Origin of the sequence: Pseudomonas sp. B392_1p, assembly GCF_052245235.1 — a bacterium.
In the GTDB taxonomy this organism is placed as follows: Bacteria; Pseudomonadota; Gammaproteobacteria; order Pseudomonadales; family Pseudomonadaceae; genus Serpens; species Serpens gallinarum.
Genome location: NZ_JBQPXM010000004.1, coordinates 231,913 through 257,968, shown reverse-complemented (window position 1 = coordinate 257,968; position 26,056 = coordinate 231,913). Strand labels below are relative to the sequence as shown.

Genomic DNA, 26,056 nt, shown 5'->3' with positions numbered 1-26,056 from the left:
AGGAATTCGCCATTGGACGTCGGTGTTCGACTGCAATCCATTCGCAAACAGAAAGGCCTGTCCCAGCGTGAACTCGCCAAACGCGCGGGCGTTACCAACAGCACCATCTCGATGATCGAAAAAAACAGCGTCAGCCCCTCGATCAGCTCGCTTAAAAAAGTACTGTCCGGCATTCCCATGTCCCTGGTGGACTTTTTCTCGCTGAACGCCGAGCACGGCAATGACACCCAGGTGGTGTACAAGGCTGATGAGCTGATGGACATCTGCAGTGGTGCGGTGACTATGAAGCTGGTGGGCAAGGCGTACCCGAACCGTGCCATGTCGGTACTGGACGAAACCTACCCGCCGGGCAGCGATACGGGGGAGGAAATGCTCAACCACGATGGCGAAGAGGCCGGCGTCGTGGTGGAGGGACGACTGGAGCTGACCGTGGGCGGTGAGTTGTTCATCCTGGAAAGTGGCGACAGTTATTATTTCGAAAGCAATAAACCGCACCGTTTCCGCAATCCGTTCGATCGGCCCGCGCGGTTGATAAGTACGACGACACCTGCCAACTTTTGATCCTGCGACCCATTGCCGCATGCCATGGCAGGCATTGGCAAACCCAGGTCGACCTGGCGGAGGCCGGCGGATGCCAGAAACGCGCCGCACACCTGTACTGGCGCAATGTTGCAATAACCCCTAAAGCCCGCCACGAACGCTGCCTGGCCTGTGCGGCATGCTGCTCACGTGTTTCGGCAAACCGGGCTTCCCGTTATACTGTCGCCCGCTCGCGAACCGTGGCCGCGGGCGTTTCTAGCCACGATGAGGGTGTAAGGTGAACTGGACTAAGAAGATGCTGGTGGCCAACGCCGCCGTATTGGCCCTGTGGGCGGTGAGCGCTCAGGCTACGACCAACGATGCCATTGCCGAGCGCTTGAAGCCGGTAGGTGAAGTCTGCGTAGCGGGCCAGGAGTGCAAGGGCGTGGGTGCAGTCGCCGCTGCAGCTGCTGGTGGTGCCGCGCGTAGCGGTAGCGACATCGTCGCCAAGCACTGCAACGCTTGCCATAGCGTCGGCCTGCTGGGTGCGCCGAAGAATCATGATACCGCTGCCTGGCAAGCCCGCGCGGACGCACAAGGTGGTCTGGACGCTCTGCTGGCGTCGGCAATCAAGGGCATCAATGCCATGCCGCCGAAGGGCACTTGTGCAGACTGCTCTGACGATGAAATGCTGGCAGCTATCAAGGAAATGTCCGGTCTGTAAGATCGCACAGCCTGCTGCAACAAAGCCGCCCTCGGGCGGCTTTGTCATGTCTGGACACTTTGGAATAAGCGGGGCGGGTTGCCGCGTCGAAAATACTGAGCGGCGCGCCTGCTGACACGCCGCTTTGCTCATGCCATCCCCCTGGGCGCGCGTCTGCGTTAACGGGTGCGTGCGACGCGCTGGATACGTGCCTGGCGCAGGGCTATTCCGCCTGCTGCGAGCGCTCCGCCTACGCGCTTGAGACCGCTTATTCGACGAAGGTGACTTGGCCGTTTTCGAGCGACTGAATGCGTGCCAAGGACTCGACACGGAAACCATCGGCTTCCAGTTCCTGGCGGCCGTTCTGGAATGATTTTTCGATCACGATGCCCAGTCCGGCGATGCTGGCGCCTGCCTGCTGGATGATCGAGATCAGGCCTTTGGCGGCTTTGCCGTTGGCCAAAAAGTCATCAATGATCAGGACCCGGTCACTGGCATCCAAGTGGCGGGTGGACACGGCGATGGTGCTTTCCACCTGCTTGGTGAACGAATACACCGCGGCGGTCAGCAAGTTGTCAGTGAGCGTCAGCGACTGATGTTTGCGTGCGAAGATCACCGGTACACCCAGTTCCAAGCCCGCCATGACGGCCGGAGCGATGCCCGAGGCCTCGATGGTGACGATCTTGGTAATGCCCTGGTCGCGAAAGCGCTCGGCGAACTCGTGGCCGATCTGCTGCATCAGCAGAGGGTCGATCTGATGATTGAGAAAGGCATCGACCTTGAGCACCTTGTCCGAGAGGACCACACCGCAGGTGCGGATTTTCTGTTTCAACTGTTCCACGAGTGGACTCCGGCTTGCTTCGCGAGAAAGCCGCGCATTCTCGCCCATTCCGGGGGCGGCCAAAAGATCTGTTGTGAGTCGATTGGTCAGTTTTTACCAGAAATCGCTCACTTATTCATTTAGGTTATAGCTAAATCATAATTGATTCTTTTTGGTTTGCATGGCGGTCAAGGCATAGTGGCTTCACTTCGCCCGCGTAGGGTTTTTGACCAGGAGCTGACTAACATGAGCCTCAAGCTTGGCGACATCGCCCCCGACTTCGAACAGGAATCCAGCGCAGGTCGCATTCGTTTCCACGAGTGGCTGGGTGACAGCTGGGGAATTCTGTTCTCCCATCCCGCTGACTTCACTCCAGTCTGCACCACGGAGCTGGGCTTTACCGCCAAGCTCAAGGATGAATTTGCCCAGCGCAACGTCAAAGCCATTGCCCTGTCCGTAGACCCGGTGGACTCTCACCTGAAGTGGATCGACGATATCAACGAAACCCAGGATACCCAGGTGAATTTCCCGATTCTGGCCGATGCCGACCGCAAGGTGTCCGATCTCTACGATTTGATCCATCCCAATGCCAGCGACACACTGACCGTGCGCTCGCTGTTTGTTATCGATCCGAACAAGAAGGTCCGCCTGACTATTACCTATCCCGCGAGCACCGGGCGTAACTTTCACGAGATCCTCCGCGTGGTCGACTCGCTGCAACTGACCGACAGCCACAAGGTGGCCACACCGGCCAACTGGCAGGACGGCGACGAGGTGGTGATCGTGCCGTCGCTCAAAGATGAAGAGGAGATCAAGCAGCGCTTCCCCAAGGGGTATCGTGCGGTGAAACCCTACCTGCGCCTGACCCCTCAGCCGAACCGCTGAGGACCAAGCGCCATGTTGGTCGTGTCCATCGCCGGCAGTCCCGGCACGCGCTCGCGCTCCGGTGAGCTGCTGAACTATGCCTCGCAGTTGCTGCAACGCAGGGGTGTCGAAGTCGTCTCCTACCGGGTGCGCGACTTCGCCGCCGAGGACTTGCTGTATGCGCGCTTCGACAGTCCACAGGTCCGCCAATTGCTCGAGCATGTGCAGCAGGCTGACGGGTTGATCATTGCCACGCCGGTCTACAAGGCGTCATTTTCCGGCGCGTTGAAGGCGCTGCTCGATCTGTTGCCGGAGCGCGGCCTGGCTGACAAGGTGGTGTTGCCCATCGCCTCTGGCGGCAGTGCGGCGCACATGCTGGCGGTAGACTATGCACTGAAGCCGGTACTGGCCGCGCTCAAGGCTGAGGAAGTGCTACAGGGGGTGTATGCGGTGGATGCGCAGATTCAGTACGCCGAAGCCGATTGCCCCGCTGCGCTGGAGGCACACCTGCGCGAACGGCTAGACGAAGCCTTGGAGGATCTGCTCTTGGCCTTGGCGCGTCGCCCGTAACCGCCGGATCCGGTCATTTTGCATGACCGTTTGCGGACGTCTCGCCGGAGTAATTGACCGCAACACCGTTGTAATCACGTTACGAACCCCACCTTACTCGCCCGCGAACGGGCCAGCAGGAAGCCAACAATCCGTTTTGCCAAGGAGCGACTTTGATGAGTCAACGTACTTTGCGCCTCGGAGTTGCCGGCCTGCTGGCTGCGGCAATTTCCCTCGGCGCCATCACACACCCAGGCCCAGGCTGAAACTTTGCGTATCGGCACGCTGGTGATTCTCAAGCTAAAGGCACGCTGAAAAAGCGCCTGGCCGAACAGCGCATGGAGGTGATGTGGACCGAGTTCCCCAGGCCCGCAGCTTTTCGAAGAGCTGAATGTCGGCGATGCGGATCCCACGACGTGAGGCGGTCGCCATCGCCGAGCGCGTGATCCTGATCGAAGGCGACCAAGTCGGCGACGTGCAAACGCCGCCGGTACCGTCACCTCAATGATCACCACCCGCTCGGTGCGCGAGCTGGACCTCCAAGGTGGGCAGCGAGGTGATCGCCTTCGTGAAATCCACCGAGGTGTCGATCGCCACGTTGTAAAAGGCGAGGCTCGGGTTTGATGCTGACGCGGGGTAAGCGTCACGTTTACCCCGCGTGATGCATGGGTTTAGCGACTCTGCTGCAGGTTATACACAACCTTGGGCAACGGTCGGGGACGCCAATCGAGCAACTCGGCCGGCGCCGGACGGCCGAACCAGTAGCCCTGGCCGAGACCGCAGCCGTGACGGCGCAGGAAAATCGCCTGTTCCGGCGTTTCGATACCCTCGGCGACCACCGCCAGTCCCAGACTGTGGGCCAGGGCGATGACCGCCCGTGTAATGGCGGCGTCATCGTCATCCTCGGGCAGGCCGGCGACGAAGCCTTGGTCGATCTTCAATTTGTGCACCGGCAGGTTTTTCAGGCGCAGCAGCGAGGAATAGCCGGTGCCGAAGTCGTCGATCGACAGGCGCACACCGAGGCTGCACAGGCGATGCAGCAGGCTCTGGGCATTATCGGGGTTGTCCATGACCGCGCTTTCGGTGACTTCCAGTTCCAGATAGCGGGGTTGCAGGCCGGTTTCCTCGAGCACGTCTTTTACATACTGATCCAGTTCGCCCCGGCTGAACAGCCGGCTGGACACGTTCGCCGCGATGAAGTCCAGATGGATGCCTGCCTGCTGCCAGGCGCGCATCTGACGGCACGCCTGGGCCAGGACCCAGGAGTCGATGGCGGCGATCAGCCCGCTTTCTTCAGCCACCGGGATGAACACGTTGGGCGGCACCAGGCCCAGGCCAGGATGCTGCCAGCGCACCAGGGATTCGACCCCGAGCACCCGGCCGCTGGCCAGATCGATGATCGGCTGGTAATGCAGGCGCAGCTCACCCAGCTCCAGCGCCTGGCGCAGGGCGGCACCCAGCTCCACGCGCTGGCGTGCCTGCAGGGTCAGTTCCTGGGTGTAGAAGGCATAGGTTTGCCGCCCGCTGTGTTTGGCCTTGTACAAGGCTGAGTCCGCATTACGGATGATCTGCTCGAGTTGCGTGCCATCGTCGGGGAACAGACTGATGCCGATGCTGGCGCTGACGAACAACTCGTTGCCGGCGAGACGGATCGGGCTGCCCAGCGTAGCCAATACCGTTTCGGCCAGACTGGCCGCGCGTTTGGCCTGGTTGCCGTCGTCGCACAAGAGCGCGAATTCATCCCCGCCCAGACGTGCAACGGTAAGCCCCTTGCCGAGGCTATTGAGTCGGTCCGCCACGATCTTGATGACTTCGTCGCCCATGCTGTGGCCGAGGCTTTCGTTGATGTCCTTGAAGAAGTCGATATCGAGGAACAGCACGCAACCGCCGCCCTGCCGATGTTTGTAGCGCTCCAGGGCGTGCTGGACACGCTCGTTGAACAGCAAGCGGTTGGGCAGGCCGGTCAGCGGGTCGTGGTGGGCAAGGTAATCAAGTTCCTGCTGGGACTGCTTGATGGCGCTGACGTCGGAAAAAATCGCCACGTAGTGGGTGAGCATGCCCAATTCATTACGCACGGCGCAGATGCGTTGCCACTGGGGAAAAATCTCCCCGTTCTTGCGCCGGTTCCAGATCTCCCCGCTCCACAGGCCGGCGTTCTGTAACTGTTCCCAGACGACCTCGTAAAAACTGCGGTCATGCCGGCCCGACTTGAACATCTGCGGTGTTTGGCCCAGGACTTCGGCCGCGCTGTAGCCGGTGATCCGTTCAAAGGCCGGATTGACATGCACGATGCGGTTCTTGGCATTGCTGATCAGCACGCCTTCTAGCGTTTGATCAAACACCACGGCCGCCTGGCGCAAGCGATTCTCCTGCTTGCGGCGAATACGCAACTGATTGTCCAGGCGATTGAGTTGCAGGCGCAGCAAGCTGTACAGCAGCAGGCTGCTGAAGGCGACAAAGGTCAGGCTTTTGAGTGTCTTCCACTGCGCCAGGCGTTCGGACTGGCCGAGCCATTCCATAAGCAGATGGTCGCTGAGCAGTACCCAGGACGTGGCGCACGCGGCATACAGCAACGCCAGACGCAGGGCATTACGAGAGGCTTTCATGTGAATGCAAAACGACCATCATGAAGAGTCGCGGAGTATATCGACAGGCGCATGGTCGAGGCTACGACCAAAGGCTTAGAGGGAGCCCGGCAGGGGGACAAAGCCGCATGAATACGGGTTGCCGGCGGCCTAAAAAGGGGCTCCGGCCGCAAAGAAGCCCGACAGACTCCCTGATCAGAGCGATGAAGTCCAGCGTTAACTGAACTCTGCTCGGAAAATTTGCCCTGCCGCAATCTCTGCTTTTTGTGGGCTTCAAAACTCATTACATTTCTGTCATAAAGGTTCGCAGAACTTAAGTCGGGATAGACCGGTTCGTTTGGAAATTACCGTGTGGCGGTTTCGCTATGCGGGACGCAGATGTCGCCAGGGTTGTGCCGAGGGGGGTCTTGGGCTGGCCTGGTAGAAGCGAAACGAGGACGTCGGACAGTTGGACAACCGCCGACCGCCTCGAACTAAAAAAATAACTGGAGTGAAACATGAAAAAAACTGCCGTGGCCGTAGCCGTAGCCGTCAGCGCCCTGGGCATGAGCCAGTTCGCTGCCGCTGATTTCGTCAAGGACAGCAAGCTGAGCCTGGATCTGCGTAATTACTACTTCAACCAGGAAACCGATGGTGGTGCCGAGGGTGGCCAGTGGGGCCAGGCCTTCATGCTCAACTACAAGTCCGGCTTCACCGAGGGTGCGGTGGGCTTCGGTATCGATCTGTTTGGTGCAGCTGCATACAAGCTGGCGGATCATGGCGACGTGCAAACTGCCCAGCTGTTCCAGAATGATGGCGATGAAGTTAATGATCGCCTGAACAAGGGTGGTGCCACCCTCAAGGCCCGCGTCGGTAAAACCACCGCTTATGCCGGTGCTCTGAGCCCCAATACGCCGGTGTTAGTCGCTAACGGTTCCCGCATCCTGCCGCAACTGTTCGAAGGTGTGCAGGTGACCAGCCAGGACATCGCCGGCCTGACCGTGACCGCTGCCCATGTGACCAAGGTGTCGATGCGTGACGAGGATGAATGGACCGATGCAACCGATCGCTTCGGTGGTGAGTTCTCCTTGGCAGGTGTCGATTACAAGCTCGTCGACGGCCTGACCGCTCAGTACTACTACGGCCAGTTGCACAACACCTACAAGCAGCACTTTGCGGGTCTGAAGTACGCCGCTAACCTGGGTGTTGGCAAGCTGGGCGCTGATCTGCGCTACTTCGATACTTCGGAAGATGGCGAGGGTCTGGGCCGCGGTGCTAATGCTCGTAACGACAACGAGCTGTGGAGCGCCCTGGTCAACTATTCGGTTGCCGGCCACACCTTCGGCCTGGGTTACCAGGATCTGTCCGGTGATACCGGTTTTGCGCAGATGAGCAACTCCAACTACACCATGTCCGAGCGTATGATCGGCGCGGGCCTGATGACTCGTCCGGATGAAACCGTCATGCTGGCCAGCTACGGTTTTGACTTCGGTACCGTGGGCATCAAGGGGCTGAGCGCGACCGTGATTCACCAAAAAGGTGACTATGATCTCGGCGCTGCCAAGGATCGCTCCGAGAAGGAAACCGACGTGATCATTGGTTACGTCGTTCCGGAAGGCCAGTTGAAGGGCTTGGGTGTGCGCCTGATGCACGGTATGTACAGCGGCGATGACAATGCCGACATCGACCAAACCCGCTTCATCGTGAACTACAGCATTCCGCTGATGTAATCACGGTTCTGCTGTAACCGAACCCCTGTCGCCTTCGGGCGACAGGGGTTTTTTATTTCTATCAGAAACGCCGGAGCGGTCCCGGTCCTTTCGCCGCACCCCTAGCCCTGTCTTTCTCTGTCCGCCTTGATCTGCATCAATATGGCCGATTGCCATGCTGGCATCGTTGAGCTATCTGTCATGTAGTAGGAGCGGCACATGTTCAAACCCTTGTTGTTGGCCCTTGGCCTGAGTATGGGGACCGGCGCCTGGGCGGCGCTGCCCAGTAATGAACCGATCCAGCCAATCGAGCCGGCCACGGTCACTAATCCGGCCAAGGTCGAGCTGGGCAAGCAGCTGTGGTTCGATCCGCGCCTGTCCAAGTCGGGCTTCATCTCCTGCAACTCCTGCCACAACCTGTCCATGGGCGGCAGCGACAACCTGCCGACCTCCATCGGCCACAACTGGCAGGAAGGCCCGATCAACTCGCCGACCGTTCTGAACTCCAGCCTGAACCTGGCGCAGTTCTGGGATGGCCGCGCGGCCGACCTGAAAGAGCAGGCCGGTGGCCCGATCGCCAACCCGATGGAAATGGCGTTTACCCACGACCTCGCCCTGGGGGTGCTGGACTCCATTCCCCAGTACCGTGCCTCCTTCAAGAAGGTCTACGGCAGCGACACGATCAGCATCGATAATGTCACCGACGCCATTGCCGCCTTCGAGGAGACCCTGGTCACCCCGAACTCGCGCTTTGACCTGTGGCTCAAGGGCGACAAGAAGGCGCTGAACAAGACCGAACTGGCGGGCTACCAGCTGTTCAAGGACGTGGGCTGCACGGCTTGCCACAATGGTTCCGCGGTAGGCGGCAACTCCTTCCAGAAAATGGGACTGGTTGAACCCTATGCCACCACTAACCCGGCCGAAGGTGTCGCTGGCCTGACCGGTAACGATGCCGACCGCATGAAGTTCAAGGTGCCGACCCTACGCAACGTCGAACTCACCTACCCCTACTTCCACGACGGTGCCTACTGGAAACTGGAAGAGGCTGTGGACGTGATGGCGCGTCTGCAACTGGGCCGCAAGCTGGAAACCAAACAGATCGAGCAGATCACGGCCTTCCTGAAGACCCTTACTGGCGAACAGCCGAGTTTCACGATGCCGACTCTGCCGCCGTCCACCAACAAAACCCCGCTGCCGCAGCCGTTCAACAAGTGATGGCTGCCTGAGGCGCAACCTGCCTCATGCGAACGCCCCGAGACCGCAAGGCTCGGGGCTTTTTGTGTCCGGTTGGCTCGTATCCAGGCGGTAACCATGTTTTGGCCCTGGGGCGCCGGAAGCGCGCGGCGCGCCTTTACCGATCCTATGCGTTGTCACGAGCGGGACGGTACTGCAGCGCCTCGGCCAAGTGCTGGCGATCCAGAGCGTCGAGCCCGGCGAGGTCAGCCAGGGTGCGCGCAACCTTGAGGATGCGATGGGCTGCGCGCAAAGACAGGCCAAGGCGTTCGCAGGCCTGCTCCAGCCAGTGGCGATCCTCGTCTTGCAGCCTGCAATGCTCACGCAGTCCGTTCAGGTCGAGAAAGGCATTGGCGCAGCCCTGGCGATCCAACTGGCGCTGGCGCGCCCGGGCCACCTGGGCAGCCGCCGTTGCACTGCTTTCGTTAGCGGCGGGTGGGGCATTAAGTACGGTGGCTTCACGGGCCACGGTGAGGTGCAGGTCGATACGGTCGAGCAAAGGACCGGACAGTTTGTTGCGGTAGCGCTGGATTTGCTCCGGTCCGCACCGGCAGCGTCCGCCCGGGTCGCCCAGATAGCCGCAGGGGCAGGGGTTCATAGCAGCGACCAACTGGAAGCGTGCTGGAAAACGTACCTTGTCGCTGGCGCGGGCGATAACGATCTCTCCGCTTTCCATGGGTTCACGCAGCACCTCCAGCACCTTGCGATCAAACTCCGGCAATTCATCGAGGAACAGCACGCCCTGGTGAGCCAGGGTAATTTCGCCTGGTCGAGGTCGGCTGCCACCGCCCACCAAGGCCGGCCCGGATGCGCTGTGATGGGGGTGGCGAAAAGGGCGTTGCGGCCAGGCGTCCAGCGGTGCGTGGCTGGCCACAGATTGAATCGCCGCCACTTCCAGAGCTTCCTGCTCATTCAAGGGTGGCAGCAGGCCGGGCAGCCGGCTGGCCAGCAGGGTCTTGCCAGTGCCTGGCGGTCCGGTAAAAAGAAGATTGTGCGAGCCCGCGGCCGCGATCAGCAGGGCTCGCTTGGCGGCCGCTTGGCCCTGCACGTCGGCCAGGTCGGGATAGGGACGGACTTCCAGCAGCAGTCCCTGGGCCTGGTAGGGTTCCAGTGGCGCCTGGCCATTGAGATGGCCGACGAGCTGCAGTAAGTGCTCGATGGCGTACACGCGCAGTCCAGAGGCCAGGCTGGCTTCTTCCGCATTGGCCAGCGGGACGATCAGGCTGCGTCCCGCTGCGCGGGCGGCGAGGGCGGCGGGCAAGACGCCCTGTACGGGACGCACAGCGCCGGACAACGCCAGTTCACCGAGGCATTCAGAATGTTCGAGGGATTCGACAGGTACCTGGCCGCTGGCAGCCAGGATGCCCAGTGCAATGGCCAAATCGAAGCGCCCGCCATCCTTGGGCAGATCCGCCGGTGCCAAGGACAGTGTGATGCGTCGCGCCGGGAAATCGAAGCCGGAGGTGAGTAATGCGCTGCGCACACGGTCCTTGCTTTCCTTGACGCTGGTTTCCGGCAGGCCGACCAGGGTCAGTGAGGGAAGGCCATTAGCCAGGTGTGCCTCGACGGTGACGGCCGGGGCTTCAACGCCCACTAGAGCGCGGCTGTGAACGAGGGCCAGGGACATGCATCACTCCTTGATGACGAATCCTTTGGTGAAACGGCCGCCCGCAGCTCCAAGCGGGGCGGCTGCACTGCAGACAACGCCGTGCCGCAATCGCGGCTAAAAAAGCGCTTCTGCTAGAGGGGCGGCTCGGCCGTGTCGCCCGCCAGCCGGTCTTCCAGCTCGGCAACCTTGGCTTCCAGTGCCTCCAGGCGTGCGCGGGTGCGGGCGAGTACGACCATCTGGCTGTCGAACTCCTCACGGCTGACCAGATCGAGTTTGCTGAACGCGCTTTGCAGGAGCATTTTCAACTGCGATTCCAGCTCGTTATGAGGCAGCGAAGTCTCGCCGCTGAACAAGCGCGACGCTTGATTGCTGAGAGTTTCAAACAGGGCTTTGGGCGGCAACATTGAGGTCATTCCGATGGACGTCGGCGCGCAGTTTAGCACGGGGCGTTAGCCCGCACTGATTCAGTCCCGGGCGGGCGGGGGGTTACCACCCGTTAGGACCGCTCGGCTGCGACCTTGGTGGGGCTTGTCTACAAAGGGCTGCACGATTTGAGCGCAGGGGTACCGATGTCCATGCACCGTTGTGGTGCTTCGCTTTCTCTCCATTACGCGCTGCATCGCTCCTATTCCGTAAAATGCTAGTTAAATCAGTGAATTAAAAAGTTGGCAGGCTTTCTGCTTTATCCCTTGTGGATGCGCGCACGAAGAGCGACCACTAACGCTGCGCAGCTCACCGATGCAGCCTGGCCAGGAGATGTAGCGGCTGGGTCTAGAGCCATCGAGTCATTACAAAAGCACGGCACTGAGCTTAGACTTGTCAGCGGGTTCGTACTTCTGGGGCAAGTCCACCTAAACGGGAGAAGTTTCATGAAACTAGTCACTGCCATCATCAAACCGTTCAAACTGGACGACGTGCGTGAATCCTTGTCGGAGATCGGCGTTCAGGGCATCACGGTGACCGAGGTCAAAGGCTTCGGCCGCCAAAAGGGGCACACCGAGCTGTATCGCGGTGCGGAATACGTCGTCGACTTTTTGCCCAAGGTAAAAATCGACGTGGCCATTGCCGACGATCAGCTTGACCGCGTGATCGAAGCCATCAGCAAGGCCGCCAATACCGGCAAGATCGGCGACGGCAAGATCTTCGTCGTCAATCTGGAGCAGGCCATCCGCATCCGTACCGGCGAAACCGATACCGACGCGATCTAAGCAAGCCCTCCGAACCCACCCCGCCCCAGGAGTAACACACGATGACTCTGCGAAAAATCGCAGGGCTAGGCGCCCTGTTGTCTGTAATAACCCCTTCCGTGGCCCTGGCCCAAGAGGCCACGCTCGATTCCGGTGACACGGCGTGGATGCTCACCTCCACTGCCCTGGTACTGTTCATGACCATCCCGGGCCTGGCCCTGTTCTATGCGGGCATGGTGCGCTCGAAGAACATCCTGTCGGTGATGATGCAATGCTTCGCGATCACCGGCCTGATGAGCATTCTCTGGTTCGCCTACGGTTACAGCCTGGCATTCAGCACCACCGGCATGGAAGCTGGGGTGATCAACTTCAACTCCTTCGTGGGCAGCCTGGACAATGCCTTCCTGGCCAACCTGACCAAGGACAGCCTGGTCGGCGCCTTCCCGGAAAGCGTATTCATCACCTTCCAGATGACCTTCGCAATCATCACTCCAGCGTTGATCGTTGGCGCCTTCGCTGAGCGTATGAAGTTCTCCGCCATGCTGATCTTCATGGCCGTATGGTTCACCTTGGTCTACGCGCCTATGGCGCACATGGTATGGGGCGGCGACGGCGCCCTGCTGTGGGATGAAGGCGTGATCGACTTCGCCGGTGGCACCGTGGTGCACATCAACGCCGGTATCGCTGGCCTGGTGGCGTGCCTGATGCTGGGCCGCCGCAAGGGCTTCCCGACCACGCCGATGGCACCGCACAACTTGGGTTACACCCTGATGGGCGCGGCCATGCTGTGGATTGGCTGGTTCGGTTTCAACGCCGGCTCTGCCGCTGCTGCTGACGACACAGCTGGTATGGCCATGCTGGTCACCCAGATTGCCACCGCCGCTGCTGCACTGTCCTGGATGTTTGCCGAGTGGATCACGCACCGCAAACCCAGCGCTCTGGGGATCGCATCCGGTGTGGTTGCTGGCCTGGTGGCCATTACCCCGGCTGCCGGTGCAGTGGGCCCGGTCGGCGCACTGGTGATTGGTCTGGCTTCCGGTGTGATCTGCTTCTTCTGTGCCACCAGCCTCAAGCGCAAGTTGGGCTACGACGACTCTCTGGACGTGTTCGGCGTGCACTGTGTCGGCGGTATCGTGGGTGCGATCCTGGTTGGCGCGTTCGGCGCCCCGGCCCTGGGCGGCTTCGGTGAGTTCGAAAGCATCGCCACCCAGTTGTGGATCCAGACTGAAAGCGTTGTCTTCACCGTGGTTTACACCGCCATTCTTACCTACCTCATTCTCAAGGTGATCGATGTGGTGATGGGGCTGCGTGTCAGCGACGAGGAGGAGACTGTCGGCCTCGACCTCAGCCTGCACAACGAGCGCGGCTACAACCTGTAAACGACAGCACGCAATAGACACGCCCCAGCCTTCGCACGAGGCTGGGGCGTGTTGCTTTTCGCACTCGAGATTTGCTCCGCTAACGCGCCGCGTTGGCCAGTTTAAATCTCAGTCAAACCGACTCTTTGCTTTTTCTGGCACCGCGTTAGAATGCGCGCGAAAAGGTGCTGAGCAGCGATTTTTGACATGTGGCAGCAGACGATCATTACCCTGCGACCCCGCCCACGAGGTTTCCATCTGGTGACCGACGAGCTGCTTGCCGGTCTGCCGGAACTGGCCTCATGTCGTGTGGGTCTGTTGCACCTCTGGTTGCGCCACACCTCGGCCTCGCTAACCGTGAATGAGAACGCCGACCCCGCAGTACGTCGCGATTTCGAGCGCTTCTTCAACTGCCTGGTGCCCCAGGGCGAGCGCGGTTATGAACATGATGATGAAGGGCCGGACGATCTACCGGCGCACTTCAAAGCCAGTCTGCTGGGCTGTCAGCTGAGCCTGCCGGTCTACGCCGGACGCTTGCAGCTGGGCACCTGGCAAGGGGTCTATCTCGGCGAACATCGCGATCATGGCGGAGTAAGGCAGGTAGTGGCCACGCTGCACGGTGAAGGTTTTTGAATTTTTTCCTCGCGGGTCGATAAATTCCGCGACTGGTCTATAACTAATCAGCTTCGAGCAGACATGAGGTGAATATGAGTGACGATGATCTCGAACAAGACGAACTGGAAACCACCGATGAGGATGACGGCGAGGAGCTGGCAACCGCAGACGAAGAGGATGACGGCGATAGTGATGTAGACGTTGTCGCCCCGGTAGGCAAGAAGGCCAGACCTGCTGCCGAGCCGGAGGAACTACTCAATGTGGAGGCCAAGCAAAAAGAACGTGATGCATTGGCCCGTGCCATGGAAGAGTTCCTGGCTCGTGGTGGCAAGGTTCAGGAAGTCGAGCCGAACGTCGTTGCCGATCCGCCCAAAAAACCGGACAGCAAATACGGCAGCCGCCCGATCTGATCGCGCCGGTTGTTAATTGAAAAAACCGCCTCTTATGGGGCGGTTTTTTATGCGCACGACGCTCTCTGCAGGCTGGCGAGCCCTTCGGGCTATGCGTGCCAGGCGCTCAGCACAGCGGGTAGCTCGGCCAGGCTGCGGATTTGCGCATCGGGTGCTGGCGCGCCGGCCCAGGTTTTTGCGCCTGGATTGAACCAGATTGCCCGCAATCCGGCTGCCTTGGCGCCGCCGATGTCATCGACAGGGTGGTCGCCGACATGCACCGCTTCATGGGGCTGCACGCCGCCACGCTTGAGAGCTTCGTGAAATGGACGGGGATCGGGTTTTCCCACGCCCAGGTCTTCGGCACACAGCGCAAACTGAAAGTAGTCGGCCAGACCCAGGCGGCTGACATCGGCATTGCCATTGGTCAGGACGGCCAAGCGGTAATGGTTGGCCAGCACTTCCAGCGTCGGCTGGACCTCGGGAAACAGGGTGATCTGATGGCGGGCGGCGAGGAAAACCTCAAACCCCTCTTCGGCAAGCGCGGCAGCCTCTGCGGCTGCGTAGCCTGCGTCAATCAGAGCGTGGGCCAGGATGCGCCGGCGCAGTTCACTGATGCGGTGCTTGAGCGCAGGCTCTTTTTCCAGCAGCGCAGCGCGGATCTGCCATAAGTGCTCGATCGGCATCTCACCCAGGTGCTGTGTCTGCCGGGTTAGCCAGTCACGCAGCGCGGCCTCGGCGCTGAGCAGAACGGGTGCCACGTCCCACAAGGTGTCGTCGAGGTCGAAGGTGATCAGCTGAATGGCCATGGGGGACTGACTGTAGGCTCCTAGCGTACCGAACGCAGCGGCGTGCCGAAACGCGGCAGTACGCGGGCGAGTATTTCCGCGATGTAACCGAGAAACAGCGTGCCCAGCGAGCTTTTGTAATGTTGCGGGTCGGGACTGCCGATGGCCAGGACGCCGAACTGGCCCTGTGGGCCGAGGCCGACCACGGCGGCGGAGCCGATTTGCGCCCCGTCTTCACCAAACAGAAAGGCCAGTTCGCCCTGGTGCAAGGCGCCACAGGTAGCCTTGCCGTTCCCGAGCAAGCCGCCGATGGTTTTCTGCGCTTCGCTGAGGCTTGCCGTGCGGCCGACTTCGCTGGGGTTGTCGCGAAACAGCACCAGGCTTACATAAGGCACCAGAAAATCATGGCGCAGACTGTCTTCGGTGGTGCTCACCACTTCTTCCAGGCCGCTGGCGTCGAGCAGGGAAAGAATCAGGCGACGCGACTTGTCGAACAGGCGGTCATTGTCGCGCGCCACGTCCATTAGTTGGCTGAGCCGCTGGCGCAATTCGATGTTGCGCTCGCGCAACAGCTTGACCTGACGTTCGACCAGCGAGACAGCATGGCCGGATTGGTGGGGAATGCGCAGCTCGGGAATCAACTCGTCGTGGTCGACAAAAAATTCCGGGTGCTGACGCAGATAAGCAGCCACGGCGGCGGCGTCGAGCGTAGGTTCGGTCATAGACGGATTTGTCCTTCGTAAACGCGAACGGCGGGTCCGGTCATGATAACCGGGCGACCGGAACCGGCCCATTCAATGGACAGACGGCCGCCGGGCAATTCGATCTGCACCGGCGAGTCCAGCCAGCCCTGGCGGATCGCCGCTACCGCAGCGGCGCAGGCGCCGGTGCCGCAGGCCTGGGTCTCTCCCGCGCCCCGTTCCCAGACGCGCAGGCGCGCCTGGTGGCGATCAATGATCTGCAAGAAGCCAACGTTGACGCGTTGCGGAAAGCGCGGATGGTGCTCAAGGCGTGGGCCCAGCTCATGCACCGGCGCGTTGTCGACATTGTCAACGCGCAGCACGGCATGGGGATTGCCCATGGATACTGCGGCCAATTCAACCTGGCGGCCATCCAGATCGATCGCATAACTCAGCGCCTCGGCCTCGGCCTGAAAGGGAATCTGCGTCGGCGCCAGGCGCGGCGGTCCCATGTCCACACTGACCTGGCCATCATTGCGTATGTGCAATTCGATGATGCCGCTCTTGGTTTCCACGCGAATGGTTTTCTTGGTGGTCAGGCGCTTATCGAGCACGAAACGCGCAAAACAGCGCGCCCCGTTGCCGCACTGCTCCACTTCCGAGCCGTCTGCGTTAAAGATGCGGTAGCGAAAGTCCACGTCCGGATTGTTCGGCGGCTCAACGATCAACAGCTGATCGAAACCGACGCCGGTATGCCGGTTACCCCAGGCTTTGGCGTGCTTGGGTTGGATATGCGCGTGCTGGCTGATCAGGTCGAGGACCATGAAATCGTTGCCCAGGCCGTGCATCTTGGTGAAACGCAAAAGCATGGGGCATCCTCAGTCCGGCAACAGGCTTTCGCCGGCGTAGAGTTCGGCGAGCGTCTCGCGGCGGCGTACTTCGTAAACCTGTTCGCCATCCACCAGCACTTCGGCGGCGCGGCCCCGAGTGTTGTAGTTGGAGCTCATGACGAAACCATAGGCACCGGCCGAGCGCACAGCCAGCAGGTCGCCTTCCGCCAAGGCAAGCTCGCGATCCTTACCGAGGAAGTCACCGGTTTCGCAGATCGGGCCGACGATGTCATAGGGACGGGCGGTGGCATCGCGTGGCTGAACCGGCACGATGTCCATCCAGGCCTGGTACAGCGCCGGGCGGATCAGGTCGTTCATCGCCGCATCGACGATGGCGAAATCCTTGTGCTCGGTGTGCTTGAGGTATTCCACGCGAGTCAGTAACACACCGGCATTGGCGACGATCGAACGGCCGGGCTCGAACACCAGGGCCAGGTCGCGACCGGCGATGCGCTCACGGACCTTGGCAATGTAATCGCCGGCCAACGGCGGTTGTTCGTCGCGGTATTGCACGCCCAGGCCGCCACCCAGGTCGAGGTGCTTGATATGGATGCCGCGCTCGGCGAGGCGGTCGACCAGTACCAGCAGGCGCTCGAGGGCGTCGAGAAAGGGTGCCAGGGTGGTCAGTTGTGAACCGATATGGCAATCGACGCCGATCACGTGCAGGTGGGACAGTTCGGCGGCGCGGGCATAGACCGCTTCGGCTTGTTCGATGTCGATGCCGAACTTGTTTTCCTTGAGCCCGGTGGAGATGTACGGGTGGGTGCCGGCGTCCACGTCAGGATTGACGCGCAACGACACCGGTGCCTTGACGCCCAGTTCGGCGGCCACCTGTTGCAGGCGCTCCAGCTCGTCAACGGATTCTACATTGAAACAGTGCACGCCGACCTGCAAGGCGCGGCGCATGTCGTCGCGACTCTTGCCGACGCCGGAGAACACGATCTTGCCGGGCTCGCCGCCGGCTGCCAGCACACGTTCCAGTTCACCACGGGAAACGATATCGAAGCCAGCGCCCAGTCGCGCCAATACATTCAACACACCGAGGTTGGAGTTGGCCTTCACCGCAAAGCAGACCAGATGCGGCATGCCCGTCAGGGCATCGGCGTAGGCGCGGTACTGGGCTTCGATGTGGGCACGGGAATAGACGTAGGTGGGGGTGTCAAAACGCTCGGCGATGGCGGACAGCGCCACGCCTTCCGCGAACAGTGCGCCGTCGCGGTACTCGAAGGGTTGCATGCGAGCCTCCTGGGGCAACCTGGGGCGCCCATAGGGGACGGGCGCGCCGGTTTTTTAGAATTCGAAACGGTCTTTGCTGTGTCCGGCGCTTTCATCATCCGGGTGGTACAGCGGACCTTTCTGACCGCAGGCACTGAGACCAACGCTGAGCACGAAGAGCGCAAGGAGCGGGAGCAACAGGCGCTTCATGGCGAAAATCCTTGTAAAAGCGGTAATTGCGCTGGAGTATACCGGCCCCCCGGCGGCTTGCCTATGCGCCACGCCACCCGTATAGCGGGCCTTGGCCGCCTTTTTTGATGTAACTTGTCCGACTATCCTGCAGCTCGTCCACGTTACCGGACGGGATGAAATCCATCCGTGCCTGCCAGACCATGAGGAATTCCATGAGCCTTAGCGAAGCCCGTTTTCACGACCTGATCGATGCTGTGCAACAGGAAATCGAGGATGTCTTCGACGACAGCGGCCTGGATGTCGACCTGGAAAATTCGGCCGGCGTACTGACCGTGCGTTTCGAGAACGGCAGCCAGTTGATACTGAGTCGCCAGGAGCCGCTGCGCCAGTTGTGGGTCGCCGCGCGCTCCGGCGGTTTTCATTTCGACTACGATGAATCCAGCGAGCGATGGATTTGCGACTCCAGTGATGAGCCCCTGGGCGAACTACTGGCGCGGGTGACCCATGAACAGGCCGGCGAAGCACTGGAATTCGAAGAGCTCTGAGAGGCGCATCCCCAGCGGTAGCGCCGCCCTCTTGCTTATTTGCTTGGCTGTGATAGGGTCAATGCCGGTACGCAAAACCCCGCCTTCGGGCGGGGTTTTTGTTTTTTCGCATTCGCCAAACACACTACAAGGAGTCACCGACAGGCCATGAGCAGCGCACCTTCGATTACCGTCACCCGTCTCGACATGCAGCGTCTTGAGCAACTGCTCGACAGTCTGGATGAGTACACCCCGGCCGCCGAGGCGCTGGAGGCTGAATTGTCGCGTGCTCTCGTCGTCGGGCACGAAGAAGTTCCTGCGGGCGTGGTCACCATGAACTCTCGCGTGCATTGCCGCGAAGAAGCCAGCGGCAAGGATTACCACCTGACCCTGGTCTACCCCAAGGACGTCGGCGCTGGCGACGGTCGCGTCTCGGTCCTGGCCCCGGTGGGCAGCGCGCTGCTCGGGCTGTCCGTAGGTCAGCAGATCGACTGGCCGGGCCCGGGCGGCAAACCGCTCAAACTGGTCCTGCTGGCGGTGGAATATCAGCCGGAAGCGGCGGGCGACTTCCAGCTGTAAGCGCTGCAGCATGGCCGCCGTGCATCCCCTGCCGGTGGTCGGATAAAACCCGGGCGTGTTCGACACCCCGGGTTGACCTGAAAACAATCACCAACCGGTGACACGCGGCAGAATTCCACACCCGTATGGCTGCGCCCCGCAACGGTGCGCTGAGTTTGCTGGTGGTTCAATGCTCGCGCACCTTTGCTCAGCATCCGGCCTCAAATACCTCTGCCAGGGCATTCTGTGAATCCGCAACTGCAAGCGGTATCCGGCCTCGAGCGCTATGGACTTCTGCTTGCCGCTCTGAGCGTTTGCTCGATCTGCTGTTTGTATTCCAGATAGTGGAAGGTTTGCTCTGTCCCGGGTTCGAACAAACCGGACAGCTCCAGTGCGTCCAGATGGAGTTCGTTGCGGACTCTGGACGAGTGGCTCCAGTACTGGCTCAGGGCGCGGTAAACGCCATGGCGGCCCAGTTCGGCCTGATGGAATGCGTGGTGGCCACAGTAAAGGCTGATGCTGCTGTCTCCCGAAGGCGTGCGTGTGAGGCGGGCGCGCAGCAGCGGAGCGCCGGCCGGCTCCGGCGGGGATTTTTGCCGGAGCAGTTCACGGGCCGGCGAAGGCGCGACGGGCAGTAGCTGGTAGTAACGCAGCGTAAGCGGAGCCTCCAGCGGATGGGCTGCTTCGCTTGGTTGCTGACGATGGTGCAGCAGCCGAGTAAGAAAGCCATGCAGGGGCAGCAGGGCGGACTCATCATGACCTGGCAAGCGTTGCCGCCAGAGCGAATTGCGCTCATCAAGCAGGTAAAGCTGCACGTGCCGTTCGCCGAGCTGATAGAACACTTGAATGCAGTTGGGTTCGGCTGCGCGCAGGATCAGCGCCAGTGGATGCCCAGGCAACGCCTGGGGGTCGAGGTGCAGTGGACTGTAATGCGGGTGTGGACGTGCCAGGGCGGTCTGCAGGGTTGGCAGGTCCCTCAGCGGCAGGCGGACGAGCGTGCCGTCCTGACTCTGCAACAGGTGGTAGTTTTCACCGAGTTGCAGCACAAAGCGCTGCCTATCGTCGGCGAGCACGCGTGTCGCCTGCCCGAAGAGTTCTTCAAGACGCCGGCAGATTGCCGTGGCACGGTTGCGGTTGAAACAGCGTACCGCGAGTGTCGGGTGACGCTCATCGCGTCCCGTGATGAGCAACTCTTGCAGGCAGTCAATCAGGCTCAGGGGACCTTCGTAGCGCTTGAAATGCACCTCGTTCCAGCTGCTGATACTGACCAGATCCAGGCTCTGCACCAGATTGAGATGGGCGCCGGAATAGTCCAGCACATCGCTGCGACCACTGGCCAGTTGCGCGCTGGACAGGGTCTTGAGAGGGTCGAGACCTACGTTAACCAGGATCAGGAGCGTAACCGGCCTGCTGGGTTGTAGCATGGCCTCTTCGCTGACCGGCGCCTGCGCGCCAGGCAACGTTTGCAGCAGGCTGCTGCGCAGGCCTTGCAGTTCAAAATCGAAGAGCTCGCTGCGTCCTGGATGCAGGGTCAGCCGGCTCGCCCCGTCGATAATGCCGTTGCGGATCGCCCAGACAAGTAGCTCTGCCAGGCTGGGGGCTTGCTTGAGCGGAGCAATGTCCTGGCACTGACGCAGACTCAGGCTGCCGCCATGCAGCGCCCAATGGTCATGGTCCACCTGCTGTACGGTCAAATGACCTTCCGTCAGGTTAGGTGCAATGCCAGGGTTGAGGGTTTCGATCTTGCCGGGTGCGCGGGCAAAGACAACCCGCAGCCGTCGCCCAAGAATCGCCAGGTCGCGCTGGCTGAGCGGGTGGCTTGCCAGTTGCGCGCGGGCGAACTGCTGCAGGCTGCGATAGCTTTTGACCAGGCCGGCGGCCAGCAGGCGCAGTTCCTCGTTGACTTGACGCAGCTTCCACTGCGGACGGTTGTCGAGGTTCAGCAGCAGGCGCTCGTCCCAGTCCCACGTAGCGCACAGACGTTGCAGCAGCTGGCGTTGCCAGCTCTTGCGCTGCGCGGTGACCGGCCGGCTGAGGGGACGATTGATCTTCAGGTACAGGCAACGGCGCATCAGGGCGATGCGTGGTTGGTCGTTGATGTTGCGCAAGTAACCTTCAAGACGGCGGTACAGGAGCACGTAAGGGTCTAGTTCATCGAGGTCCAGACTGCCGGCGAACACGGCACGCTTGAACTCCAGGGCCAGGCAGTCGCCGTGTGGAAACTCGCTGGCATAGGCTTCGTTGAGCAGCAATTTGAGCGTCGATTTGTAGGGCGACTCGATGCATTTGTACAGCTGCCACAGGCCGGCACCAAGGAATTCATTCGCGGGAATCTGTCCAAGATGTCCCAGCTCCAGGTGGTCCTCGGCGCGCAGCAGGCCGCGTGCTTGCAAGGCGGCTATATAGGCCAGGTAGTGATTTTCATGCTCGGCGGGTACCAGCCACCAGGTGGGCATCCGCCCGGCCAACCAGATGGCGGTGCGGTAAAACTCGTCGAGCAGCAGGTAGTGCTGGCTGCTGCCGCAGTCCTCATCGCCCAATTCGGCGGCGCGCTGTCCGCTGGCGAAGCGCGGCGGGTCGACGAGGAAAATATGCAGCTCGGCGCCTTGGCTGGCGGCCCAGGTTTCCAGCAGCGTGGCCTTGCGCTGCAACTCGGTCAGCTCGCTGTCGCTCAATTGCGGGTCATGGCACAGCCACAGGTCCATATCGCTCTGCTCGGCCTGCGCCAGGGTGCCCAGACTGCCCATCAGGAACAGGCCCTGCAGCGGCATTGGGCCGTGCGGGTCGGGTTTGCGGTAGCGGAACGAGCGCGCCACGGCCTGGGCTTCGGCCAGCAATACAGGCTCAGGGGTATAACTGCTCAGCCCGGCCGGAGTGGTGACAGAGACATAACCGGGCAGCGCGGGATGATTGGTGTGAAACAGCAGAGGCAGCAGGCGCAGTACCCGCTGTTGGCGCGTGGGAAGCAGCTGCAAGGCTCGTTCGAGACGGCCTTGGTTTACCTGCAAAAAGCGTTGACGTAGCTGCCGAAGCGCCCGGCGGTCCAACTCTGGAGAGAGTTCAACAGGGTCGGGCGTTACATCGACAGGGTCTTTCGACAGCATGATGTCCTGGCTGGCCGTTTTGAGGGCAAGCCAGTGATATCGGCCAGTGGTGCGAAACGTTGAGCGTGTGAGTCCCGCTTAGGCGGTGGGTGGGGTGAGAATGGTCAGTACGCTCTGGGCATGCCGTGCCGCCTCCAGCCCCAAGCTGGTCAGGTAACCGCCATCGTGCAGGGTGGTCAGGCCTTTCTCGTGCAGGCGGCGAGCGGCAGCAATCGTTGCGGCTTCTGCGCTGTTATGAATTTTCAAACCTTCCAGGCTGTTGGCCAGGTTGAACTGATTGAGCAACTCAAGTTCGGCGATCACATCGGCGGTGTAGGTCATGGTGACTCCCTGGGATGAATAAAGCGCTGCCGTCTGGCGGCCTGTCGATCGACAGTAAAGCCCATTGCCCTGGCCAATCACCAGAGTTATTCGTGGCTGTCCTCGCCTGGCAGGCTGGGCAGTGCCCGCAAGGCCGACTCGTAACCGGCCTGATCAAAGGGGCGATCATCGCGCAGCATCGCGTTGATTTCCTCAGCCAGTACCAGCGCCATCAGGTGCAGGATCTCCTCCCGCTCATACCCAACCAGGGTCAGCTTGTTGAGCGTGGCGCGCACTGCGGGAGGCTCACCGCTTTCCAGCTGGTTCTCGATGGCTTGGATCAATGTCTGTTGGGCGAAGGATTCCTCTTCGCTTTCGTCATGGTCGCTCATGGGATCACCTTGTTTAGCGTGCGGGTATGTTGGCACGGTTTGCCACACAGAGCATTCAGCGCATCGATACACCTGGGCAGCGGCTCCGAGCCCGTCTATAACCCTGCTTCAATTGTCCGGCTTGGAGATTTCTCATGCTCAGTCTGCACGGTTTCGCGGTCAGCAACTACTTCAATATGGTCAAGCTGGCCTTGCTGGAAAAAGGCCTGCCGTTCGAGGAAGTCACCGTTTTCAATACGCGCAGCGAAGCGTTTCTGGCCAGCAGCCCGCGAGGCAAGGTGCCGGTATTGCAGACCGATGCGGGCTTTATCAGCGAGACCAGTGCCATTCTCGACTATCTGGAAGACCATGGTGAGGGACGGCCTTTGTTACCAGCCGAACCCTATGCCCGTGCCCAGGTGCGGGCCTTGATGAGAGAAATTGAGCTGTACATCGAGTTGCCGGCCCGGGCCTGCTACCCGGAAGCATTCTTTGGCGCACAGGTCGACGAGGCGATCAAGGCCAAAGCCCGTGGTGAGTTGCTCGGCGGCATTGCCGCGCTCAAGCGTCACGGGCGTTTTGCGCCCTATGTAGCCGGTGCGGAGTTCAGCCTGGCGGATATCTATCTGCTGTACAGCCTGGACCTGGCCTGCGAGGTGGCGCGCAAACTGTTTGGCCTCGACCTGCTGGCCGACTTTCCGGCCGCCACCGAGCTGCTTGCCCGGCTCAAGCAGAATCCCCATGTGCAACGCGTGGCCGCTGATCGGGAGGCGCAGATGCCGGCGTTCCTGGCCATGGTGAAAAGTCAGCGTCAGGCCTGATTACTGCGCGTCCCTCGCCAGTGTTGCGGTCACTTCTGCCAGGCACAGAAGCAGCCGCTGGCCAGGGTTTGCGTGGCGAGTACCGGACGGCCCTGTAGCAGCGCATCGAGAATCGGCTCGATAAAGCTGTTGGCGGAGGTGCACACCGCGCCTTCGCTGTAAGGGCCAAAGTAGGCAAGCGAGCCTTGTTGATCCCAGATTGCGACGGCAGGGCTGGCCGGCAAACCCTCGGCGCCGGCAAGCGTCGCCAAAGGTTGCAGGCTGGCCAGCGGAGCAGGCAGCTGGCCTCGACTGCCTGGCTTTTGCAGCGCATAGAACACCACATGCGCCTGGTCTTGATAGCGCTCCAGCAGCTCGGCCAGATGCTGCTGATTGCCGACATTGCATGGACAGGCCGGATCCCAGAAATGCACCACGCGGATGGGCCCGGGCCCGGCAAGTGCAGCCGGCAGCTGCAATTGCTGGCCGCTGAACAGCGTGGTCTGATTGTCGAAGGGGCGCAGATACTGGCCCTGATACCACCAGAAGGCCCATGCCATGGCGAAGAGCCAGAGGACGGCGAGCAGCCAGGCGAGCACGGTCTTGCGAGTGGGAGACATGGTCAGGGGCGGGGTGGACTAAAGGACGTATAGCTTGCCATGGAGCGGGGCCTGGCAGTATACCAATGGGCCAGAGTGGCGCGGCCGATCCGCTGCTCTTTGCGTCTGACTTTGGTAAAAAACCCATGATTGATGTCTTCCAGCCTGAACTTCTGCGCGCCGCTCTGCGACCCTTGGCCGCGGAGCAGGACGAGTCGCCGCAATCGCTGGCGTATCGCAGTTTCTATGGTCTGGATCTGGCCCATCCTGACGTCAGCACCCGGCTCGGCACTGTGCGTGCAGGGCCTTATCGGCTGGCGGTGCAAGCCTGGTGGCCACCGCGGGCCGAGGGCAGCGTGCTGTTGCTGCACGGCTATTACGACCACATGGGCCTGTATCGGCATGTGATCGATTGGGCGTTGCGGATGAATTTCGCCGTGCTGAGCTGCGACCTGCCCGGTCACGGGCTGTCCAGCGGACCGCGCGCCAGCATTGGCGACTTCGGTGAATACCAGAGTGCTCTGCATGCTCTGTTCAGTCAGGCCGAAGCCCTGGCGATGCCCCGCCCCTGGCACCTGTGCGGACAGAGCACTGGGGCCGCAATTTTGATCGATCACCTGCTGCATGCCCGGCGGCGTCCCGAACTGGGTGAAACCATCCTGCTGGCCCCCTTGGTGCGCCCGCGTTCCTGGGGCTGGTCACAGCTGAGCTACCATCTGGCAAGGCCCTTTGTGGATTCGATACCCCGCCGTTTCAGTGTCAATTCCGGCGATCAGCAGTTCATCGATTTCGTGCACACTCGTGATCCGCTGCAGCCACGGGTCTTGCCGACCGCCTGGGTCGGCGCGCTGGCGCGCTGGATTCCGCGTATCGAAGGTGCCTCGCGCAGCGCCTACAGCCCGCTGATCGTGCAGGGCGAAGAGGACATGACGGTGGATTGGCGACACAATCTGGATGTCCTGCAAGACAAATTCAGCCAACCGCGCACCTTGTTATTACGCGATGCCCGCCATCATTTGGCCAATGAACGGGAGTCGGTGCGCGAGCAGTACTTTTCTTTTTTACGTGAGCATCTGGGATGAGGCACCGCCTGATCGGCGGCGCGTGCAACGTCAGCGGTTAGAGTGGCTGAAGCTCCTCAGTACCTTGCCCCACCGCCAGGGCTGCCCGCAGCGCGGCCAGGGCAGCCTGATAATACGCCTGGCCGGCGGGTGAATCGGCAAATGCCACGAAGGCGCTCAGTTCCTGCTCGGACAGGTCGCGATAGACGTGCAGCAGCGTGTTGTCGAGATTGGTTTCAATCTGGCGCATCAGCCGCTGGCGCTGGGTATTGAGCAGTCCGCGGGTCTGGGCGTTGCCGAACGGCAGGCCGGGAATCATCTGGCTGAGACTGTCGGCGGCGACTCCTGCCAGCGCCAGGCTGACTTCCGCGCCGGCCTCGCTGGCGGGCAAGGCCTGGGCAAGGCGCTGGATCAGCGCCCGGCGGCTGTCCGTAACGGTGGGCAGCGGCATGCCCTTGGCATAGCGCTGCAAGGCGGCTTTGCTGGAGGCCTCGACTTCGGCGGCGACGATCTTGCGCCCCAGGGGGCTGGTGAAAAACCGCAGTGCCGGTTGCGGATCGGCGAGTTGCTGGCGCAGGGTTGCCAGGGCCCGGTTGTCCATGGCAGCAGGTTGGAAACGGCGATTGCTGTTTTCCACCAAGGCGGCGAACACCGCCGGTGGCAGGCTGCTGCGATAGCGCTGCTGTGCCACGCTCAGGGCATCATGGAAATGGGCGCGTTGTTGCGGCCAGCCGCCCGCCTGGTACAGGCGAGCATGGTCATCGGCGAAAGCAGGCAGGCTGAGCAGGGCCAGACACAGGCCAAGGAAAAAGTGCATGGGAACTCCAGTCATGCGGGTAGTAATCAAATGGATTG

The 26,056-nt window shown here is 61.3% G+C and carries 28 protein-coding genes and 2 pseudogenes; 16 read left to right on the top strand and 14 right to left on the bottom strand.

Annotated elements, in window-relative coordinates; translation table 11 throughout:
* The first annotated feature begins 12 nt into the window (after positions 1-12).
* Together ACTV8E_RS07900 and ACTV8E_RS07895 are read left to right on the top strand one after the other, a co-directional pair.
* A complete protein-coding gene (locus ACTV8E_RS07900) occupies positions 13-561 on the top strand; it encodes a cupin domain-containing protein (RefSeq protein WP_251834478.1) in 549 nt (182 codons plus the stop codon).
* Between the two features lie 256 nt (positions 562-817).
* The gene (locus ACTV8E_RS07895; RefSeq protein WP_337955273.1) at positions 818-1,243 is read left to right on the top strand and encodes a c-type cytochrome; all 426 of its coding nucleotides are present in this window, start codon (positions 818-820) and stop codon (positions 1,241-1,243) included.
* 247 nt (positions 1,244-1,490) lie between these two features.
* On the opposite strand, the gene ACTV8E_RS07890 is transcribed toward ACTV8E_RS07895, so the two are convergent.
* Entirely contained in the window at positions 1,491-2,063 is a 573-nt protein-coding gene (locus ACTV8E_RS07890; protein WP_443199121.1) for a xanthine phosphoribosyltransferase, read from the bottom strand.
* Between the two features lie 225 nt (positions 2,064-2,288).
* On the opposite strand from ACTV8E_RS07890, the gene ACTV8E_RS07885 reads away from it, so the two are divergent.
* The 4 genes and pseudogenes from ACTV8E_RS07885 to ACTV8E_RS07870 form a co-directional block, all read left to right on the top strand.
* On the top strand, positions 2,289-2,927 hold the full coding sequence (locus tag ACTV8E_RS07885) for a peroxiredoxin (RefSeq protein ID WP_443199120.1): 639 nt from the start codon (positions 2,289-2,291) through the stop codon (positions 2,925-2,927).
* Positions 2,928-2,939: 12 nt separating this feature from the next.
* Positions 2,940-3,476: an NADPH-dependent FMN reductase gene (gene ssuE, locus ACTV8E_RS07880; protein WP_251834481.1), complete on the top strand. Its 537-nt coding sequence runs from the start codon at positions 2,940-2,942 to the stop codon at positions 3,474-3,476.
* Positions 3,477-3,631: 155 nt separating this feature from the next.
* Positions 3,632-3,863 (top strand): annotated as a pseudogene (locus tag ACTV8E_RS07875) (sulfonate ABC transporter substrate-binding protein); the annotation flags it as partial.
* A 75-nt stretch (positions 3,864-3,938) separates the two neighbouring features.
* Positions 3,939-4,059: pseudogene (locus ACTV8E_RS07870) on the top strand (TOBE domain-containing protein); the annotation flags it as partial.
* 67 nt (positions 4,060-4,126) lie between these two features.
* Here the strand turns inward: ACTV8E_RS07870 and dibA are convergent.
* Entirely contained in the window at positions 4,127-6,061 is a 1,935-nt protein-coding gene (gene dibA / locus ACTV8E_RS07865) for a phosphodiesterase DibA (protein WP_443199119.1), read from the bottom strand.
* Between the two features lie 476 nt (positions 6,062-6,537).
* Between dibA and ACTV8E_RS07860 the strand changes: the two genes are divergently transcribed.
* Together ACTV8E_RS07860 and ACTV8E_RS07855 are read left to right on the top strand one after the other, a co-directional pair.
* Positions 6,538-7,749 (top strand): OprD family outer membrane porin, encoded by a 1,212-nt coding sequence (locus ACTV8E_RS07860; protein ID WP_443199118.1) that lies wholly within the window; start codon positions 6,538-6,540, stop codon positions 7,747-7,749.
* 198 nt (positions 7,750-7,947) lie between these two features.
* Complete coding sequence (locus ACTV8E_RS07855; protein ID WP_443199117.1) at positions 7,948-8,943, top strand: cytochrome-c peroxidase; 996 nt, start codon at positions 7,948-7,950, stop codon at positions 8,941-8,943.
* A 145-nt stretch (positions 8,944-9,088) separates the two neighbouring features.
* Here ACTV8E_RS07855 and ACTV8E_RS07850 read toward each other — a convergent pair whose 3' ends face one another.
* Together ACTV8E_RS07850 and ACTV8E_RS07845 are read right to left on the bottom strand one after the other, a co-directional pair.
* Positions 9,089-10,588: a YifB family Mg chelatase-like AAA ATPase gene (locus ACTV8E_RS07850; protein WP_443199116.1), complete on the bottom strand. Its 1,500-nt coding sequence runs from the start codon at positions 10,586-10,588 to the stop codon at positions 9,089-9,091.
* 113 nt (positions 10,589-10,701) lie between these two features.
* Positions 10,702-10,974 (bottom strand): accessory factor UbiK family protein, encoded by a 273-nt coding sequence (locus tag ACTV8E_RS07845; protein WP_251834486.1) that lies wholly within the window; start codon positions 10,972-10,974, stop codon positions 10,702-10,704.
* A gap of 465 nt (positions 10,975-11,439) precedes the next feature.
* On the opposite strand from ACTV8E_RS07845, the gene glnK reads away from it, so the two are divergent.
* The 4 genes from glnK to sutA all read left to right on the top strand — a co-directional run bounded on the left by glnK (position 11,440) and on the right by sutA (position 14,140).
* The gene (glnK, locus tag ACTV8E_RS07840) at positions 11,440-11,778 is read left to right on the top strand and encodes a P-II family nitrogen regulator (RefSeq protein WP_251834487.1); all 339 of its coding nucleotides are present in this window, start codon (positions 11,440-11,442) and stop codon (positions 11,776-11,778) included.
* A gap of 41 nt (positions 11,779-11,819) precedes the next feature.
* A complete protein-coding gene (locus tag ACTV8E_RS07835; RefSeq protein ID WP_443199115.1) occupies positions 11,820-13,136 on the top strand; it encodes an ammonium transporter in 1,317 nt (438 codons plus the stop codon).
* 186 nt (positions 13,137-13,322) lie between these two features.
* On the top strand, positions 13,323-13,748 hold the full coding sequence (locus tag ACTV8E_RS07830; protein WP_443199114.1) for a secondary thiamine-phosphate synthase enzyme YjbQ: 426 nt from the start codon (positions 13,323-13,325) through the stop codon (positions 13,746-13,748).
* Positions 13,749-13,822: 74 nt separating this feature from the next.
* A complete protein-coding gene (sutA, locus tag ACTV8E_RS07825; RefSeq protein ID WP_251834490.1) occupies positions 13,823-14,140 on the top strand; it encodes a transcriptional regulator SutA in 318 nt (105 codons plus the stop codon).
* 89 nt (positions 14,141-14,229) lie between these two features.
* Here sutA and ACTV8E_RS07820 read toward each other — a convergent pair whose 3' ends face one another.
* The 5 genes from ACTV8E_RS07820 to lptM are packed head-to-tail and all read right to left on the bottom strand — an operon-like array spanning position 14,230 to position 17,902.
* Positions 14,230-14,928 carry an HAD family hydrolase gene (locus ACTV8E_RS07820; protein WP_251834491.1) on the bottom strand — a complete coding sequence of 233 codons (699 nt, stop codon included), beginning with the start codon at positions 14,926-14,928 and terminating at the stop codon, positions 14,230-14,232.
* 20 nt (positions 14,929-14,948) lie between these two features.
* Positions 14,949-15,629, bottom strand: a complete 681-nt coding sequence (locus ACTV8E_RS07815) for a DUF484 family protein (protein ID WP_443199113.1) — start codon at positions 15,627-15,629, stop codon at positions 14,949-14,951.
* Entirely contained in the window at positions 15,626-16,456 is an 831-nt protein-coding gene (dapF, locus tag ACTV8E_RS07810) for a diaminopimelate epimerase (RefSeq protein ID WP_443199112.1), read from the bottom strand. The genes ACTV8E_RS07815 and dapF overlap by 4 nt, the downstream gene beginning before the upstream one ends.
* Positions 16,457-16,465: 9 nt before the next feature.
* Complete coding sequence (gene lysA / locus ACTV8E_RS07805) at positions 16,466-17,713, bottom strand: diaminopimelate decarboxylase (RefSeq protein WP_443199111.1); 1,248 nt, start codon at positions 17,711-17,713, stop codon at positions 16,466-16,468.
* A 54-nt stretch (positions 17,714-17,767) separates the two neighbouring features.
* A complete protein-coding gene (gene lptM / locus ACTV8E_RS07800) occupies positions 17,768-17,902 on the bottom strand; it encodes an LPS translocon maturation chaperone LptM (RefSeq protein ID WP_251834495.1) in 135 nt (44 codons plus the stop codon).
* A gap of 194 nt (positions 17,903-18,096) precedes the next feature.
* Between lptM and cyaY the strand changes: the two genes are divergently transcribed.
* Both cyaY and rnk read left to right on the top strand, forming a co-directional pair.
* The gene (gene cyaY / locus ACTV8E_RS07795) at positions 18,097-18,429 is read left to right on the top strand and encodes an iron donor protein CyaY (protein ID WP_251834496.1); all 333 of its coding nucleotides are present in this window, start codon (positions 18,097-18,099) and stop codon (positions 18,427-18,429) included.
* Between the two features lie 147 nt (positions 18,430-18,576).
* On the top strand, positions 18,577-18,987 hold the full coding sequence (gene rnk / locus ACTV8E_RS07790; protein WP_443199110.1) for a nucleoside diphosphate kinase regulator: 411 nt from the start codon (positions 18,577-18,579) through the stop codon (positions 18,985-18,987).
* Between the two features lie 263 nt (positions 18,988-19,250).
* Here rnk and ACTV8E_RS07785 read toward each other — a convergent pair whose 3' ends face one another.
* From ACTV8E_RS07785 to ACTV8E_RS07775, 3 genes are all read right to left on the bottom strand, one after another.
* A complete protein-coding gene (locus tag ACTV8E_RS07785) occupies positions 19,251-22,070 on the bottom strand; it encodes a class I adenylate cyclase (RefSeq protein ID WP_443199109.1) in 2,820 nt (939 codons plus the stop codon).
* A 78-nt stretch (positions 22,071-22,148) separates the two neighbouring features.
* Positions 22,149-22,391 (bottom strand): TIGR02647 family protein, encoded by a 243-nt coding sequence (locus tag ACTV8E_RS07780; protein ID WP_251834499.1) that lies wholly within the window; start codon positions 22,389-22,391, stop codon positions 22,149-22,151.
* Positions 22,392-22,477: 86 nt separating this feature from the next.
* Complete coding sequence (locus ACTV8E_RS07775; protein ID WP_273536098.1) at positions 22,478-22,762, bottom strand: DUF1841 family protein; 285 nt, start codon at positions 22,760-22,762, stop codon at positions 22,478-22,480.
* A 134-nt stretch (positions 22,763-22,896) separates the two neighbouring features.
* Between ACTV8E_RS07775 and ACTV8E_RS07770 the strand changes: the two genes are divergently transcribed.
* On the top strand, positions 22,897-23,562 hold the full coding sequence (locus ACTV8E_RS07770; RefSeq protein ID WP_273536099.1) for a glutathione S-transferase family protein: 666 nt from the start codon (positions 22,897-22,899) through the stop codon (positions 23,560-23,562).
* A 29-nt stretch (positions 23,563-23,591) separates the two neighbouring features.
* Here the strand turns inward: ACTV8E_RS07770 and ACTV8E_RS07765 are convergent, their stop codons facing one another.
* Entirely contained in the window at positions 23,592-24,161 is a 570-nt protein-coding gene (locus tag ACTV8E_RS07765) for a DUF6436 domain-containing protein (RefSeq protein ID WP_443199108.1), read from the bottom strand.
* A gap of 125 nt (positions 24,162-24,286) precedes the next feature.
* Between ACTV8E_RS07765 and ACTV8E_RS07760 the strand changes: the two genes are divergently transcribed.
* The gene (locus tag ACTV8E_RS07760) at positions 24,287-25,222 is read left to right on the top strand and encodes an alpha/beta hydrolase (RefSeq protein WP_273536103.1); all 936 of its coding nucleotides are present in this window, start codon (positions 24,287-24,289) and stop codon (positions 25,220-25,222) included.
* A gap of 37 nt (positions 25,223-25,259) precedes the next feature.
* On the opposite strand, the gene ACTV8E_RS07755 is transcribed toward ACTV8E_RS07760, so the two are convergent.
* Positions 25,260-26,018, bottom strand: a complete 759-nt coding sequence (locus ACTV8E_RS07755) for a hypothetical protein (RefSeq protein ID WP_443199107.1) — start codon at positions 26,016-26,018, stop codon at positions 25,260-25,262.
* Positions 26,019-26,056: the final 38 nt, after the last annotated feature.

What these genes read in the sequence shown, in the direction of transcription:
- ACTV8E_RS07885 (WP_443199120.1), top strand. Translation starts at nt 2,289, where the DNA reads ATGAGCCTCAAGCTTGGCGACATCGCCCCCGACTTCGAACAGGAATCC.
- ssuE (WP_251834481.1), top strand. Translation starts at nt 2,940, where the DNA reads ATGTTGGTCGTGTCCATCGCCGGCAGTCCCGGCACGCGCTCGCGCTCC.
- dibA (WP_443199119.1), bottom strand. Translation starts at nt 6,061, where the DNA reads ATGAAAGCCTCTCGTAATGCCCTGCGTCTGGCGTTGCTGTATGCCGCG.
- ACTV8E_RS07860 (WP_443199118.1), top strand. Translation starts at nt 6,538, where the DNA reads ATGAAAAAAACTGCCGTGGCCGTAGCCGTAGCCGTCAGCGCCCTGGGC.
- ACTV8E_RS07855 (WP_443199117.1), top strand. Translation starts at nt 7,948, where the DNA reads ATGTTCAAACCCTTGTTGTTGGCCCTTGGCCTGAGTATGGGGACCGGC.
- ACTV8E_RS07850 (WP_443199116.1), bottom strand. Translation starts at nt 10,588, where the DNA reads ATGTCCCTGGCCCTCGTTCACAGCCGCGCTCTAGTGGGCGTTGAAGCC.
- ACTV8E_RS07845 (WP_251834486.1), bottom strand. Translation starts at nt 10,974, where the DNA reads ATGTTGCCGCCCAAAGCCCTGTTTGAAACTCTCAGCAATCAAGCGTCG.
- glnK (WP_251834487.1), top strand. Translation starts at nt 11,440, where the DNA reads ATGAAACTAGTCACTGCCATCATCAAACCGTTCAAACTGGACGACGTG.
- ACTV8E_RS07835 (WP_443199115.1), top strand. Translation starts at nt 11,820, where the DNA reads ATGACTCTGCGAAAAATCGCAGGGCTAGGCGCCCTGTTGTCTGTAATA.
- ACTV8E_RS07830 (WP_443199114.1), top strand. Translation starts at nt 13,323, where the DNA reads ATGTGGCAGCAGACGATCATTACCCTGCGACCCCGCCCACGAGGTTTC.
- sutA (WP_251834490.1), top strand. Translation starts at nt 13,823, where the DNA reads ATGAGTGACGATGATCTCGAACAAGACGAACTGGAAACCACCGATGAG.
- ACTV8E_RS07820 (WP_251834491.1), bottom strand. Translation starts at nt 14,928, where the DNA reads ATGGCCATTCAGCTGATCACCTTCGACCTCGACGACACCTTGTGGGAC.
- ACTV8E_RS07815 (WP_443199113.1), bottom strand. Translation starts at nt 15,629, where the DNA reads ATGACCGAACCTACGCTCGACGCCGCCGCCGTGGCTGCTTATCTGCGT.
- dapF (WP_443199112.1), bottom strand. Translation starts at nt 16,456, where the DNA reads ATGCTTTTGCGTTTCACCAAGATGCACGGCCTGGGCAACGATTTCATG.
- lysA (WP_443199111.1), bottom strand. Translation starts at nt 17,713, where the DNA reads ATGCAACCCTTCGAGTACCGCGACGGCGCACTGTTCGCGGAAGGCGTG.
- lptM (WP_251834495.1), bottom strand. Translation starts at nt 17,902, where the DNA reads ATGAAGCGCCTGTTGCTCCCGCTCCTTGCGCTCTTCGTGCTCAGCGTT.
- cyaY (WP_251834496.1), top strand. Translation starts at nt 18,097, where the DNA reads ATGAGCCTTAGCGAAGCCCGTTTTCACGACCTGATCGATGCTGTGCAA.
- rnk (WP_443199110.1), top strand. Translation starts at nt 18,577, where the DNA reads ATGAGCAGCGCACCTTCGATTACCGTCACCCGTCTCGACATGCAGCGT.
- ACTV8E_RS07785 (WP_443199109.1), bottom strand. Translation starts at nt 22,070, where the DNA reads ATGCTGTCGAAAGACCCTGTCGATGTAACGCCCGACCCTGTTGAACTC.
- ACTV8E_RS07780 (WP_251834499.1), bottom strand. Translation starts at nt 22,391, where the DNA reads ATGACCTACACCGCCGATGTGATCGCCGAACTTGAGTTGCTCAATCAG.
- ACTV8E_RS07775 (WP_273536098.1), bottom strand. Translation starts at nt 22,762, where the DNA reads ATGAGCGACCATGACGAAAGCGAAGAGGAATCCTTCGCCCAACAGACA.
- ACTV8E_RS07770 (WP_273536099.1), top strand. Translation starts at nt 22,897, where the DNA reads ATGCTCAGTCTGCACGGTTTCGCGGTCAGCAACTACTTCAATATGGTC.
- ACTV8E_RS07765 (WP_443199108.1), bottom strand. Translation starts at nt 24,161, where the DNA reads ATGTCTCCCACTCGCAAGACCGTGCTCGCCTGGCTGCTCGCCGTCCTC.
- ACTV8E_RS07760 (WP_273536103.1), top strand. Translation starts at nt 24,287, where the DNA reads ATGATTGATGTCTTCCAGCCTGAACTTCTGCGCGCCGCTCTGCGACCC.
- ACTV8E_RS07755 (WP_443199107.1), bottom strand. Translation starts at nt 26,018, where the DNA reads ATGCACTTTTTCCTTGGCCTGTGTCTGGCCCTGCTCAGCCTGCCTGCT.